This is a genomic window from Nocardiopsis sp. ATB16-24, from assembly GCF_030271535.1.
Lineage (GTDB): Bacteria > Actinomycetota > Actinomycetes > Streptosporangiales > Streptosporangiaceae > Nocardiopsis.
Genome location: NZ_JASCXJ010000004.1, coordinates 132909 through 147250, shown reverse-complemented (window position 1 = coordinate 147250; position 14342 = coordinate 132909). Strand labels below are relative to the sequence as shown.

13 protein-coding genes are annotated in these 14342 nt (G+C 68.9%); 5 read left to right on the top strand and 8 right to left on the bottom strand.

The window, feature by feature from the left end; translation table 11 throughout:
- Nucleotides 1-98: 98 nt before the first annotated feature.
- Nucleotides 99-866, top strand: coding sequence for an alpha/beta hydrolase (locus PFX91_RS06895; protein ID WP_285730288.1), 768 nt, complete (start codon nt 99-101; stop codon nt 864-866).
- Nucleotides 867-961: 95 nt separating this feature from the next.
- Here the strand turns inward: PFX91_RS06895 and PFX91_RS06890 are convergent, their stop codons facing one another.
- Nucleotides 962-1621: an esterase/lipase family protein gene (locus PFX91_RS06890; RefSeq protein WP_285730287.1), complete on the bottom strand. Its 660-nt coding sequence runs from the start codon at nt 1619-1621 to the stop codon at nt 962-964.
- A 346-nt stretch (nt 1622-1967) separates the two neighbouring features.
- Between PFX91_RS06890 and PFX91_RS06885 the strand changes: the two genes are divergently transcribed.
- Nucleotides 1968-2432 (top strand): hypothetical protein, encoded by a 465-nt coding sequence (locus PFX91_RS06885; protein WP_285730286.1) that lies wholly within the window; start codon nt 1968-1970, stop codon nt 2430-2432.
- Between the two features lie 124 nt (nt 2433-2556).
- Nucleotides 2557-4620, top strand: a complete 2064-nt coding sequence (locus tag PFX91_RS06880; RefSeq protein ID WP_285730285.1) for a bacteriocin-associated integral membrane family protein — start codon at nt 2557-2559, stop codon at nt 4618-4620.
- A gap of 108 nt (nt 4621-4728) precedes the next feature.
- On the opposite strand, the gene PFX91_RS06875 is transcribed toward PFX91_RS06880, so the two are convergent.
- The 5 genes from PFX91_RS06875 to PFX91_RS06855 form a co-directional block, all read right to left on the bottom strand.
- Nucleotides 4729-6549, bottom strand: a complete 1821-nt coding sequence (locus tag PFX91_RS06875) for an acyl-CoA dehydrogenase family protein (protein ID WP_285730283.1) — start codon at nt 6547-6549, stop codon at nt 4729-4731.
- A gap of 73 nt (nt 6550-6622) precedes the next feature.
- Nucleotides 6623-7363 (bottom strand): AfsA-related hotdog domain-containing protein, encoded by a 741-nt coding sequence (locus PFX91_RS06870; RefSeq protein ID WP_285730282.1) that lies wholly within the window; start codon nt 7361-7363, stop codon nt 6623-6625.
- Complete coding sequence (locus PFX91_RS06865) at nt 7356-8192, bottom strand: SDR family NAD(P)-dependent oxidoreductase (protein ID WP_285730280.1); 837 nt, start codon at nt 8190-8192, stop codon at nt 7356-7358. Before PFX91_RS06865 ends, PFX91_RS06870 begins: the two co-directional genes overlap by 8 nt.
- The gene (locus PFX91_RS06860; protein WP_285730278.1) at nt 8189-9220 is read right to left on the bottom strand and encodes a 3-oxoacyl-ACP synthase III family protein; all 1032 of its coding nucleotides are present in this window, start codon (nt 9218-9220) and stop codon (nt 8189-8191) included. The genes PFX91_RS06865 and PFX91_RS06860 overlap by 4 nt, the downstream gene beginning before the upstream one ends.
- A gap of 1281 nt (nt 9221-10501) precedes the next feature.
- A complete protein-coding gene (locus PFX91_RS06855) occupies nt 10502-10945 on the bottom strand; it encodes a MarR family winged helix-turn-helix transcriptional regulator (protein ID WP_285730276.1) in 444 nt (147 codons plus the stop codon).
- A 56-nt stretch (nt 10946-11001) separates the two neighbouring features.
- Between PFX91_RS06855 and PFX91_RS06850 the strand changes: the two genes are divergently transcribed.
- Both PFX91_RS06850 and PFX91_RS06845 read left to right on the top strand, forming a co-directional pair.
- Nucleotides 11002-11535, top strand: a complete 534-nt coding sequence (locus PFX91_RS06850; RefSeq protein WP_285730275.1) for a hypothetical protein — start codon at nt 11002-11004, stop codon at nt 11533-11535.
- Nucleotides 11536-12008: 473 nt separating this feature from the next.
- Nucleotides 12009-12446, top strand: coding sequence for a hypothetical protein (locus PFX91_RS06845; protein ID WP_285730274.1), 438 nt, complete (start codon nt 12009-12011; stop codon nt 12444-12446).
- A gap of 56 nt (nt 12447-12502) precedes the next feature.
- Here the strand turns inward: PFX91_RS06845 and PFX91_RS06840 are convergent, their stop codons facing one another.
- Both PFX91_RS06840 and PFX91_RS06835 read right to left on the bottom strand, forming a co-directional pair.
- Entirely contained in the window at nt 12503-13441 is a 939-nt protein-coding gene (locus PFX91_RS06840; RefSeq protein ID WP_285730272.1) for a cytochrome c biogenesis CcdA family protein, read from the bottom strand.
- Complete coding sequence (locus PFX91_RS06835; RefSeq protein WP_285730271.1) at nt 13438-14283, bottom strand: DsbA family protein; 846 nt, start codon at nt 14281-14283, stop codon at nt 13438-13440. Before PFX91_RS06835 ends, PFX91_RS06840 begins: the two co-directional genes overlap by 4 nt.
- Nucleotides 14284-14342 lie beyond the last annotated feature (59 nt).

Below are 14342 nucleotides of genomic sequence, written 5' to 3'. Positions count from 1 at the left end.
CCGCGAGACCCGCGCGTTGCCCGTGTCCTTCTGCTACCGCACGTTCATCTGGTCAAACGAGTACCGTGGAATCGGGGTTCGGCGGCGGAGGAGGACGTGTGGGGTCGGCTCGTCGCGGAAGGCGTCTCAGGGGACGGTTGAAGGCCGCCGGCGCCGCACTGGCGCTGGTGCTCGTCGTCGCGGTCGGCGGTTTCGTGGTCTGGGCGTCGACGCCTTACGAGGCGGAACCGGAGGCACTGCGCGAGGCGACGGCGTCGGGGGTGGAGGTCTCCGTCGACGGGGATGTCGTCATCGCTCCGGTCGAGGGCGGAGCCGAGGCGGGCGTGGTGTTCTACCCGGGGGCGAGGGTCGCCCCGGAGGCCTACGTGGCGTCGTGGGCGCCCATCGTGGCCGAGACTTCGGTGCTGGTCGTCATCCCGCGGATGCCGTTGAACCTGGCGGTGTTCGATCCCGACCTCGCCGCGTCGGTCATCGCCGAGGGAATCGGGGGCGTGGACGAGTGGTACGTGGGCGGACACTCGTTGGGGGGTGCGATGGCCGCCTCCTACGTGGGCGGGCGGACCCCGGACACGGTCCGCGGGCTCGTCCTGTGGGGCTCCTACGCCACAGAGGGAGCGCGCCTGTCCGGGCGCGATGACCTGGAGGTCGTCTCGGTCTCGGGCTCACGCGACGGCCTTTCGACCCCCACCGCCGTGCGCGAACGCCGTGACCTCCTGCCCGGTGACGCTCTCGTGCACGAGATCGAGGGGATGAACCACGCCCAGTTCGGGGCCTACGGCGACCAGTCGGGCGACGGCGTGCCCGAGATCGACGACGAGGAGGCCCGTCGTGCGCTGGTCGAGGTGATGAGCGCCTTCCTGTCCTGATCGGAGGACCACGGCGCGTCCGTCCGCGCCGTGGGGGCGCAACGGCGCTCCTCCCCGACGCACGAAGGCGGTCGTCGGGAAGGAGCGGGCTCTGCTCAGGACAGGGTGTCGCGCACGTCCTGGGACACCCCCGCGTCCCGAAGGAAGGAGACGTGACCGACACAGCCGACCCGGTGGTCGTCGGCCCCGGGAAGGGTCACGTTCGTCGAAGGCCGAACGACGAGGTCGCACAACGACCGGAAGGTCGTGTACGTGACGTCTCCCGGGGTGGGGTCCGCGGTGTTGAGCCGTTGGAGGAACGACGATCCCACGACCACCTCCTGGCAGGAGGGGGAGGTGTTCACGCACGGCAGTTCCACGGTGGAACCCTGGTTGGGCCCGGCGAGGGAGATCCAGTCGTCGACGTTCCGGTGCCCGTCGAGGAATTTCAGGTACCAGCGGGAGGACAGCCCGCCCATGGAGTGGGTGACCATGTCCACCTGGTCGTGGCCGGTCTCGTCGAGGATCCGGGAGACCTCCTGCGCGATCAGCTCCGCGGTCTCCACGTTGGAGGCGTCGGAGTCGTAGTCGAGAGCGTACAGTTCGTCCCGGTTCCATCCGTCGTCGGTGAAGTCGTCGATCATCGTCTCCCAGTTGTCCGCGCTTCCGCCGTATCCGTGTACGAAGAGGACCGGGTCGCGTTCCTGGGCGTGGGCGGTCGGCGCCAGGACCGTGGAGACCAGGGCCGCGATGACGAGGGGGAGGAAGAACCGCATGCCGGTTCCTTTCGGTCGGGGACCCCGATTGTCAGCGACATTCCCATGGTGCGCATCCGGTGAATCACGGACGGCGACGAAATCCGCTCTTCCCTCGTGTGCGTGAAGAAACGTGGACAGCCGTTCTCCCAAGGTCGACGGCGTGGAACATCGGCGCCGGAACACCAAAGAAGGCCCGACGTGGGCGGACTGCGGTGGCGACACCTCGCCGCCGGGCGCGAGGCTCCGAACGGGGTGCGGAGAACCCCTTTCGGCACGGACGCCAGGAGAAGAGGGCCGTCTTCGCTCTCTTCACGGGTGACAAAGGTCGATAGCGGGCGTCAGTGCGGCATGGGACGATCCGGTGATGCAGCTGAGAATCAACCCGGACCGTCAGGTCACCCCCTTCACGTGCGGTCACTGCGACTCCGAGCACCTGCGGATCCGCGGCCTCATCGACAACGAACACGGCGCGTTCGCGGTCTACCTCGCCTATCTCTACAACCACGGCGACGTGCACGAGGCCTATGTCGACGTCGTCATGGACGACAACTGGAACCCCGACAGTCCCTTGGATCCCAGCCCCAACCGGACGACCTTCGGTTGTCGGATCGGCCCGGTCGAAGGCTCCCCCGCACCCGCGTGCTCCCTCGTCCAGGCGGCCCCGTTCCACGAAGGAGATCCCTTCTACGGCGACCGGCTCGACCGGGACAGGGCCCTCCCGCACCCGTGGCTGCCACTGTTCTGGGCCACCATCGACCACCTCCTGGCACAGGAGCCCGATATGAACGCGCACGTGTACTGCGTCAACGCCGCCTCCGTGGAAGGCTGAGCCCCGAGGCCGACGCCGCCCCGGCACGCGCCGACGAGGCGACCAGTACCCTGGACGGCCCGGCGAGGGGGGACGCCTCTCATCGCCGGGTCCCTCCACCCCCAGAAGCTGGGAAACCCCTCCCGTGCTCCACCGCAGCATCACCTTCATCCACGCGGCCCTCCTCGCCCTATCTGCCGTCCTGGCCTTCCTCGTGGTCAAAGAGGTGCAGGAGATCACCCCCGACGACCGGACCTCCCTGGTGTGGATCCGCGAATCCGACGGCCGCGCCACCACCGAAAAGGTCGTGGACTCGGTCCAGGCCTTCGCCCAGACCCACCGGGTCAACGTCGCCCTGGAACTTCCCGACCTGGACGACCCCGCAGGACTGCGCCACCTCTACCTCGCGGTCGGCGACCCCACCACCCCCAGCGGCGCGTGGCTGGAGGAGGGCTACCCGGCCTTCTCCCCCGACTACCGCACCGAGGTCCACCCCTTCACCGACCTGGAACACCTGGACCCACGCGGCTTCTACTACGTCTTCGGCCCCCGCCAGAGCGCCTTTTCCTTCCTCGACGACCTGTCCGGCCTCGGCCTGGGCGGATTCGTCGCCGAAGAGGGAGACGTCCTGGGCTGGTTCCACGTCGCCACGGGCAGGACGCTGCTCGCCGCCCTGACCATCGCCGCCCTGTGCGCCTTCGTGGCGGTCGGCTCCGGGGTGCTGCTCAACGCCCGCTCCTACGCCGTGCTGCGACTGCAGGGCATGTCCCTGTCCCGCGTCCTGCTACGGGACCTGGGGCAGCTGTCGCGGTTCTGGGTGGTGGCCGCCGCGCTGATCGCCGCCACCACCACCGCCCTGCTCTTCTTCTACAACGGGTTGGCGCACTTCGCCCAGTTTTCGAAGGTGGCGCTGTTCTACGTCGGTGTGTTCACCATAGTCATGCTGGCCACCCACGTGGCGGTACTGGCGCTGCTGCACCGCACCGACATCCTGGCGGCGCTGAAGGGCCACCTGCCCGCGCGGTTGGCCATCGTCGGTGCCTACGCCGTTCGCGTTCCCGCCCTGGCGCTGGTGCTGGCCTTCACTTCCGGTCTGGTGTTGTCGTTGACCAATCTGGCCGAGCAGCACGCAGGAAGGGAGCTCTTCGCCGCGGCCGGTCAGACCTCCCGCATCTCCTTCACCGGCAGCGTCAGCGAACTCCAGGAAAAGGAGAAGTCGGCGGAACTGGGCGAGTGGCTTCGGGGACTGGACGCCCAGGGCCGGGTCATCCACGCCTCCTCCGAACACGGCTCGTCCCTGCTCCCGGGCAGAGCCGAAGGCGCGGACTTCGCTCTGTTCGTGGTCAACGACACCTACCTACAGGCCCAGCCCGTGCTGGCCCCGGACGGGGAACGCTACGGCCCCACAGAGGGGGAGAACCGGGTGCGCCTGCTGATACCCGACACCCTCGCCGAACACCAGGAGGACCTCGCCCAAGGCGCGGACGCCTGGATCCACGACTTCCAGGGCCGGGACGGCCCCGGTCTGGAGGTGGACATCGAGGTGCTGCCCCTGGCCTCGGACCAGCAGCTGTTCACCTACGGAGGGTACGGCTACGGTCCCAACGGCAACGCGCCCTTCCTGCGCGATCCGGTGGTGCTGACCATTCCCAACGGGTCCGACATCCTGCACCCGGCCACCTACTACGGCAGGGCGACCTCGGGGGCCATCGTCTTTCCCGACCCGCGGGACGTCCACGAGGCGATGGAGGGCTCCTCGCTGGCGGTCTACATCAACAGCGTGCAACCGGTCGCCCAGCAGGCCGCGGACGAGTACCGGCGCATCGTCCAGCAGGCCCGGGTGGAGGCCTTCAACCTGGTGGCGGGGGCGTTGGTGCTGTTCATCACCGGTATCGCGGTGTGTCTGATCCACGCCCGTAAGAACGCCCAGGCCGTCTTCGCCCGACACATCAGCGGATGGCGGTTCACGACCGCCCACCGCGGTGTGCTGGCGGTGGGTTTCGTCGGCTGGTCGGTCCACAAGACCCTGGACACCCTGGCTCATATCCGTGACCCCGAGACCGCGCCGATGCGCTACACCACCGTCGAGATCGCACTCCTTGAGCCGCTGTTCGCCGCGGGCATCGCCGTTGTGAGCCTGGCCCTGGTCGTGGCCGTGCTGGCCTTCTTCCACCGACGCATCGCTCGCGAGGGCGCCTCCCAGGCCTGACCGGGGTGAGGGGGCGACCACACACGGGGCCGTCCGTGTCGGCGCGGAACGCCCGGCACGGACGGCTGCGGAAGGGCACACGGGCCCCGAGGGGGGGACCCGCGACTCTCAGGCGCCCGCCGTACCGAGCAGGCGCACGTAGTCGGGTGAGGCGAGGGGGGCACGGATCTGTTCGAAGGGGACGTCCAGCGCGTCCACCAGGACCTCCGCGTCGATCTCCCCCAGCAGGGAACGGCGCAGGTCCCGCATGGCCGTGTACTCCTCCGGGGTGAGGCTTCCCGACGCCAGATGCTCCGCGGCCCTGTCGATGATCCCGTTCAACGCCCACAGACCGAACAGCGGCGCGAGGGTCGCGTGCGCCTCGGTCCCCCGTAGCTCTTCCAAGGCCTCGGCGAAGGCGTCGAAGGCCAGGCGGCGCGAATGCGCGGAGGCCAGGTCCAGCAGCAGCCACAGGTGTTCGTTCCACCGTTCCAGCGACCCGGCGGTGCCGATCGTGTCCCCGAGGGTGGAACGTGCGCGCGCGTGCAGTGTCCGTTCGCGCTCCCCGAACAGGTGGGACCACACGCGCGGGTCCGCCGGGTCACGCCCCTCTGGCGGCACCGTCTCGGGAGGGCTGTGGCCGGTGGTCGACACCAGGTCACGTCCGGTGTCCAGGAGGATGAGCCGGTTGTCCCCGCCCGCGCTGTTGTAGATGTGGGAGAGGGACTCATAGACGGGGATCCGGTTCACGGTCAGGGTCCCGTGCGCACCGCACCGGCGGCGGGACTCGGCGCAGACGCGTTCGGCGGAGGCGGTGGCCTCGACCTTGGCCAGGGACAGCTCCCGGCTCACCGCGGTCCAGGGCGCCCAGGTCGTGCGCCTGCCCGGGGTGGGCTCGGTGGACTCGCGTGCCCGACGGTGGAGGGCCCTGTGGACCAGGAAGGTGGTGGCGTAGGCCTCCGCCAGAGCCCCGTACACGGATTCCTGTTGGATCTTGTAGTCGATGACCGGGGCGTTCTCGCAGATCGCGCTGGTGGTCACGCGGTGCCGCGAATAGCGGTGGACCAGGCCCGCGGTCGCCCTGGTCACCGCGGCCAGGGCGGTGGCTCCCGCCGCGGAGGCCGCGGAGGAGACGGTGAGCGACCGTACGAGCCGGTCGTCGGCCCGGGTGGAGGGTTCCTCGAAGCGCCCCTGCGGGGAGATCTCGGCGGTGTCCCTCAGCCACCGACCGAACGGGACGGGGGCGGAGTGGAAGGAGACCAGGCTGTGGGGCAGGGGGGAGACCGTGCTGTGGGGCAGACGGGTCACCCGCACCCCCGGGGCGGGCCTCTTCCCGTCGTGGAGATCGACGAGGAAGGGGAAGACCCCGTGGTCGCCCTCGGTGGTGTGCAGGCGTGCGTAGACGACCCCCGCGTGCGCCGTCGCGTCCGGGCCCACGGGGGCCATGAACTTGGCGTCGTCGGGGGTGGGGGTGGTGATCCTGAACCCCGGTAGGGAGGGGTCGTACTCGGCGCGTGTGCGCACCGAGACGTGGCTGCCGCCTCGACCGACCTCGGTGATGAGCACGTTGCCGATCGTGGAGAGGGTGTCGAGGCGGGCGACGGCCTCGTCCAGTTCGGCGTTGCCGTCGCCGAGCAGGAGGGCGGCGTTGAGGCACACCTCGTAGTGCACCATCGCCCGAAGGAACAACGAGGGGTCGATCACCGCGGCGTGCCCGAGCACCGCGAAGAGCCGTTCGGGGGCCTTCAGCGCCTCCCGTCCTCCTCCCAGGCGGTCGTTGAGCACGCGCAGACGCTCGTGGTTGAGGTGGTGGTAGTCCTCGACGGAAGGACACTCCCGGGGGACGAACACCGGGTGGTCGAACAGTGGACGGATCCGTTCGGCGAGTCCCGCGTCCCCGGTCAGTGCTTCTCTGAGCCGGTCGGGTACCCCTGGCGCGCTGGGCGGCATGTGTTCTCCATAGGTCGTCAGGCGGCCCGGTAGGGCCGGAGGTGACTGATGTGCCTCTGCCTTGCGTGGTTCCTCAGCGCGCCGCCGTCCGGCCTCGGGTAAAGGCCTCGTCGATGAGCTTGCGGGACTGGTTCTGCTCGATGCCGTGGATGACGGGGGGATGGAAGGCGTGGAAGGAGAAACGTCCTGTGGCGGCGTCGCGCCCGTGCTGCGTGTAGACGACCTCGGCTCTCAGGGGTCGCCTGCCGGGAACGGCGGGACCGGTGGGTGCGAGGGTGACCCGTACCGTGACCGGGAGCCAGAACAGGAAGCGGGCGAAGGCGAAGGCGCATTCGTGCATCACCGGGTACGGGAGACGTCCGTCCTCGTCCGGACACGACCTCCTGGTCGCCCACGTCGTGGCCTGGATGCCCGCCTCGATGAGGAGCATGCCCGGCAGGTGTTGGCGTTCGGCGGTGTGGTCGCGCATGATCTCGTTGCCGTCGCAGACGACGAGGTCGTACTCGACCGTGTCCCCGTCCACGCGGGGGGCCGCGAGGACGACGTTCTCCTGGGCCTTCTTGAGCACCTCCGCGCGGGGCAGGGGTCGGGGTGGGGGTGGTGCGAGGGTGACCGTGTCCGTCAGGCCCCGGTCGGTCACCACCCGTTCCAGATGTTCCCAGTCCTGGGGGCCGACTCCCAGCGCCGGTTCCAGGTGCGCCCGGGCCAGGCCCCCGGTGTGGAGCGCGTGGAGCACCTCACGGTAGGTGCGGACCTCGGGGTGCAGGCCGGGGGTGGGGAAGCCGTCGCCCGCGACCCAGAGTCGTTCAGTCACGGGGGTCCTCCTCGGAGGGGCCGGACCGGGGCATGGCCGGGTAGGCCGTCATGCCCCCGTCGGGGGCCAGGTACTGGCCGGTGACGAAGGAGGCGGCGGGCGAGCACAGGAAGACACAGGGTCCGACGACGTCCTCGGGCACGCCCCAGCGTCGCATCGGTACGTTGGCCAGCGCGGCCTGGGCGACGGGTGCGTTGCCGTGGAGCGGTTGGGTCAGCCAGGTGCGCACCCAGCCCGGACACACGGCGTTGACACGGATGCCGTCCTCGGCCCAGGCCACGGCCAGGGAGCGCACGTAGGAGAGCAGCCCGTTCTTGACCGCTCCGTAGGACTCCATGCCGGGCACCGCCACCAGTGCCGCCACGGAGGACATCAGCAGCACGCTCGCCCGATCGGACTCACGCAGGTACGGGTGGGCGGCGCGGCACAGGCGCACGGCCGCCAGGAGGTTGAGGTCGATGACCTGCCGCCAGTCGTCGTCGGAGGTCTCCACGACGGGGCGCAGCACCATGTGGCCCTCGGCGTCGGTCTGGGGCCCGCCCGCGTTGTGCACGAGCAGGTCCAGCCCGCCCAGCGCCGAGGTCGCCGCGTCCACCACCCGCGCCGCCGCCTCCGGGTCCCTCAGGTCGTCGGGCAGGACGACCGCTTCGCGGCCCAGGGCGGTGATCTCCCGGGCCAGGCCGGTGAGGGCCTCTTCGTCACGTGCGGAAAGGCCCACGTGCGCCCCGGCCTCGGCCAGTGCCAGCGCGGTGGCCCGGCCGATGCCCCGGGAGGCTCCTGTGACCAGGGCTCGGGCTCCGTCGAGTCGAAAGGTTGCGAGGATGCTCATACCGCTGCCTTCCTGTGGTGGTCCTGTGTGCGTTCCTGTTCCGTTCCCGACCAGGTCAGGAGGGCGTGACCCCAGGTCATGCCGGCTCCGAAGGCCATGAGCAGCACGCGGTCGCCCCTGTTCAGCCGTCCGGTGTTCGCCGCGTGGGCGAGCCCGAAGGGCACGGAGCCCGCCCCGATGTTGCCCACACGGTCCCCGGTCAACAGGAGCCGTTCGGCGGGGATGCCCGCCCGCTCGGCGGCCTTGGTCAGGAGGACCGGGTTGGGCTGGTGGGCCACCACCAGGGCGATGTCGTCGCTACGCAGTCCGTTCTCGTCCAGGCACTCGCGCACCATCGTGGGGAGCATCCTCAGGGTGAAGTCCCTGATGGCCTTGCCGTCCATACGGATCGTGTGCTCCGATGCGGCGACCGTCTCCTGTGAGGCGGGGCGGCGTGTGCCTCCGGAGAACACGCCCACCAGGCCGGCGCCCCGCCCGTCCGATCCCAGGCGGGCCGGCCCCAGGCCCGGGCCGAGGGCGTCGGGGGTCAGGACCACCGCCCCGGCCCCGTCCGCGAAGAGCGCGGCCGTCGCCCGGTCCGCGGGGTCGACGAAGCGGGAGTAGACCTCCGCGCCGACCACGAGGGCGGGCCGGTCCCCGTGCCCCGAACCCAACCAGCACCGTGCCACTTCGAGGGCGTAGAGGAAGCCGGTGCACGCGGCCCCCACGTCCATGGCCACCGCGTTCCCCGCGCCGAGGAGCGCCTGGACCCGGCAGGCCACCGACGGCCCGAGTTCGTCGGGAAGGGAGGTGGCGCTGACGATGAGCCCGAGCTGTTCGGGTTCCAGTCGCGCGGAGGCCAGCGCACGCCGTGCCGCCTGCGCCGCCAGATCGGAGGTCGCCTGTTCGGCGGCGGCGCGCCTGCGCGTCAGGATTCCCGTACGTTCGTGTATCCATTCGGCGGAGACGCCGGCGGAGAGGGCGACCTGTCGATTCGAGATCTCATGTTCGGGAAGATAACCCCCGACTCCGGAAATGCGGAAATACAAAGAACCTCCACATGGGAATTTTCACGCACGACGAAGATACCCCTAGAGAACTTCTCGGCAAACCCTTTGTTCCCTCTGTTTCAAAACAGGATATTGTTGCCCCTGTTGCAACAGGTGAAATCCACTCTCCCCGCAAGGGGAAGGCATTCGTGTTCTCTCGTTCGTCGCACGGCCCCCAGGCGAGGAACCGACCGGGAACATTCTGTGACCACGCAGACGAAAAGGATCAGCGATCCGCCCATAAGGGACACAACGACTCGAGTGCCACCTCGCCCCCTCTGCTATCCACACTCCACCCCGCCCCGAATGCCCTGATCAGACCCTTTCGCGCCCCCTGTGAGCACATCGAGGCGCCCCGGTCGTCGCGCACACGCCATGACCCACGGAAATCCTCTGGCATGTCGTGACCTCCACGACCGAGCACAGAACGTGAGAAGCGAGGAACACGTGAAACGGATAGGGTGACACCTTTATTCGACTTCGGGCTCCTAACGAGAACACGGACCACTGCATGCCCTCGAGCGCACTAAAGAAACATTATGTGCACATCGCGAGAGATTCACTCACACCCCGCCAAAGGAAATTCCTTTCGACAGGAGAAGGTCTCATGCGCAAGGAGAAGGATTTCGATCTCCGGCGGATACAGGACGACACCCGGGCCGGAAGGCGGCAGTGGCGATACCGATCTTCGTTGTGCGGGCCGATGCCCATCTCCGGTGGTGCCGGCCTGAGACGATCACTCCTCATCTCCCGATGACAAGCAGGCCTCCCCACATCGCCGGGAGACACGGGGTGCGGGTGGTTCTCCTGGCGAAGTGCACGCCGGAGCGCGACTCGGAGAAGACGCTGTGGGCGCGTCTGGGCCGGGTACCGAGAAGCCGTTCACTCCGGATCCTGGAAGAATCCGGAGCGGGTGATCAACACGTGTCCGCCTCTGGCGCGCGAGCACCCCGACCCGCCGCTGAGTTCGTCGACCCGGTCGGCTTGGAACCCTCACACTTCTCGTCGACCGCACGCCCGAGGATCAGCGGAACAACGCGTGAGCCTCCGACGTGCGGGTCCTTCGTGGTCGAAAGACCGCCCAATAGGGACTTCTTGCTCCTCAGAAGGAGTTGCGGAAGGCCGGTACGAGGCTGCGCGCCCTGGACCTTCGGGACGAAGAGCTCGGTGAACCGGACACGGAGCAGTCGACACCGTGGAATCACGGACTCCGGTCCCGCATGGGCGGGACCGCCCCGAAGCGCGATCACACGGACCGCACCTTCACCCGACGCGACCGCCTCAGCTCTTCGCTTCGGCATCAAGAAGGCGGGTCAAGAGGGAACCGAGCTTGCGCGCGTCGGCTTCGCCGAGTCGGTCGACGATCCGCTGTTGTGCGATCTCCTCAAGACCGGGGGCCGCTGCCTCGATCATCTCCTCACCTGCGGTCGCCAGGGCGACCACCACTCCGGAGCGATCCTTGGTCCGGTCGATGTAGCCCCGCTTCTCCATACGCGTAAGGAGGTGTGAGAGGCGAGTCCTGTCCCACCTCAATCCTTTCGCGATTTCGCTCTGGCGCGAGCGGCCCTCGGACTGGTACAGCCAGGCGAGCACGCTCAACTCGGGTTCGGAGACGTCGGCCGGCACCGTGGTGTGGGAGACGACCGTGGTTCGCACGGCCTCATGGGCTCGCTTCCAGAGCAACCACAGCTGCGTGGCCTCTCCGACCCGACTTCGTGTTGACATATCAACATGCTCCTTTTAGCCTGAGCGCGCTCATACCGTGACCCGAAGGAGCTTCCATGCTCGACAGTGCCCGTCCCTATTTGAGTCTGCGTGCCGCGGCGGTACTGCCCCTGGTGTTGTTCTCCCCGGCGGTCGTCGCGTTCTTCGTCGATCCCGATGTTCGGTGGGGCGAGTACCTGGGGGTATTCTTCCACCTTTCCATCCTCTTCCTCGTCTCCCGTCTGGACGCGGCGACCTGGGCGAAGGCCGCCGGTTACAGCTGGGTGGCACTGGACGTACTGGCGGGCGTCCTCGTCATCAACGGCATCGACTACGACACCGCTTGGGCGGTCCGCCTCGGCGCGCACGTCATGGCCGGGACCTGGCTGATCGCGAGCTCTCTCACGAACCGCTCGCGGACCGTGGCGATCCTGGGAACAGTGGTCGGGCTCTGGCTCGGGGGGTACTCGTTCGTTGGGACCGTGTTGCCCGAGGAGGCCCTTCGCCCCGCGGGCATTCTGATCCTCATGTGGTTCGCGTCCATCGCGCTCTTCGATCGTTCCGAGAAAGCCGACAAGCCGGCAGTGCGAGCACAGCCGGCAGCCGCATGACCCGCCATACGGATCGTCCCCTTCCTCGACACCCGTTCCAGGGGTGCCCACGGCGTCTTCTCCGGGGTGAGCTCCGGCGCGCACTTCGGCGGGAGCGCCGCTCGCACCTCGCGCCTCCCTGCGATGCGAGAGGCCGCCTTCTCACCAGGGCGTGAGGAGCGACCTCCCCACATCAGCGCCACCGGATCTCGCAATGCCCGGTACGACCGGCCCGACAGTGCGGACAGCACGGCGGCGATACTCGAGGAGCGTCACACCGAGTGGGACGGCTCCACCTGCCCGACGCCGACCCCGGCGGACGGCCACCACCTGGGTACGCCCCCGCAGCCCCAGCGCGGCAAGACGGCGGATACCCTCCCATGTCTGGGGTACACCGACGGGCTATTTCTATCCAACTTAGATAGTCTTCTATGTGAGATAGAAAATCGTCGGTGGCATCGCTCGTGGGAGCGACAGGAAGAGGAGGCCCGAGGATGGGCTCGTGGACCTACAGACACTGGTCGGTCGCTGCGGCCGCGACCCTGATCACCCTGGTACTTCTGGGGGTGCCCACCGTGCTGCTGCCCAACGGGTTCTTCAGCCGGGAGATCGAACCCACGTGGTGGTCCTATCCCGTCTGGATCGTCAGTGCGGTGCTGTGCGGCCTGTTGGCGGCCACCTATGTCGGCGCGGGAGAGAGGGAGAGCCGTCCCAGTACGCGGGGCGGAGTGGGCGGGGTCGTCCTGACATGGTTCGCCATCGGCTGTCCCGTATGCAACAAGCTCGTCCTGCTGGCCTTGGGCGCGTCGGGGGCCCTGTCCTGGTTCGCACCCCTGCAACCGGTGTTGGCCGTACTGGGACTCGGCCTCCTCGCCGTCGCCCTGCGGGCCCGGCTGCGCACGGCCCGTTCCTGCCCCATCCCCCAGTCCTGAGGCCCTTGCGCTTTCCGGCGCCCACCGGGGAGAGCCCCGGTGGGCGCCGTGGCGTCTCAGTCCTTCGTGGGAGCAGGGGATCCCGGGTCAGGGGATCCGGCCCCACGGAAGTGGTCGGTCGACGTTTCCGGGACCGACTCCTCGGGGTCGGTCGCCGACCGCTCCGCGCCGCCCTTGCGCTGGCGATACCAGCTGAGGAATCCGGCCACGAGGAACACCAGCCCCACGCCCGCCAGGAGCACCATGTCGGTCTGCCCGCCTCCGATCCCGAAGATCCACTCCTGAAGACGGCCCGCCGTGTCGGTGAAGGGAGTGACTCCTCCGAAGAGGGTCGCCGTCCCGTCCGAGGTCAGGAAGAGGACCCCGATCCCGATGAACAACAGACCCGAGAGCAACGCGGTGGTGTGCAACTCCAGCCGACCCAGGCGGAGGACGCGGCCCCGCAGCCAGCGGCGGGAGCCGAGGTCATAGCGGTCCCAGAGCAGGGCCAACAGGAACAGCGGAGCGGCCATGCCCAGGGCGTAGACCGCCAGGAGCAGCGCACCGCGCACGGTCCCCCCGGTGGCGGCGACCGTCAGCACCGCGCCCAGAATGGGGCCGGAGCAGAAACCGGCGAATCCGTACACCGCTCCCAGGGCGAACACCGACACCGTGTCGGTCCTGCCGGCCAGTCGTCCCTGGAGTCGGCCCGCCAAGCGCGAGGAGAAGCCGAAACCCACGATCTGTGCGACACCGAAGGCGATGATGAGCCCTCCGGCGATGGCGATCAGAAGCTCTCGTTCCCCGTAGACCAGGCGGCTGACCAAGGCGGAGCCGGCCCCCAGTGGGACCAGGGTGGTGCACAGTCCGAGGTAGAAGATCGTCGTGCGCACGAGGAGACGACGCGGGTCGCGGAAGGCGTAACCGAAGAAGGAGGGGAGCAGGAGCGCGCTACAGGGGCTCACCAGCGCCAGGACTCCACCGGCCAGGGCGGCGACGAAACCGATGTCGGTCATCGACCCTCGCCCCCGGTGTTCCCGGTGGCGGCCTCAAGGGAGTCGTCGATGACCTCCTCGAACACCTCCAGGGGTTGTGCTCCCATGACCGGCTGCCCGTTGATCAGGAAGGACGGGGTCGAGGTGACGCCGATCCGCATGCCCTCCGCGAAGTCGTGGGACACCAGGGCCGCCACGGCCTCCCCGTGCCGGTCCTCGTCGAACCTGTCGGCGTCCAGCCCCAGATCGTCGACGATGCCGGCGAGGGTCTCCTCCGGGTCGCGCTCGCCGGGCTGCTCCGTGGCGGCGTAGTAGGCCTCGTGGAACTCCCAGAAGGCGCCCTGGGCCGCGGCGGCCCGGGACGCGTGGGCGATCGCCTCGGAGGTGTCGGTGATGATGGGGAAGTCCCTCCACTCGATGCGCAGATCGCCGGACTCGACGTAGTGCATCAGTTCCGGCTGGGTCTGGGCGACCCAACGCCCGCAGTAGGGGCAGTGGTAGTCGGAGTAGGCGACCATGACGACCGGCGCGTCGACATCACCCAGGGCGGTGGGGTCCTCAGGCTGCCTACGGGCCATCGGCGCCTCGGTACCGGTGGCCGCCTCCTCGGAATCCTCCGCCGTCTCGCCGGGCTCCTCCGCCGTGGACTCCACCGGCGCACTCGACTCGCCCGGCTCGGCGGGCCGGGACCGGTCCGCGGCACCGTCCGAGGCGGATCTTCCCCAGGTGACCGCGACGGCGACCAGGAGCAAGGACACACCCACCGCCAGCAGTACCTTCCAGGAGAGCCGGGTGCGAGCCGCACCGGTCTCCCTCGCTGAGCGGCCTGTGCTCTGGGCCCCTCGCTCGACATCCCTGGACATCGTGCACCTCGTCCTTCACCCGACAATGATTCGAAGATCCATAGTAGGCTTTCTATCAG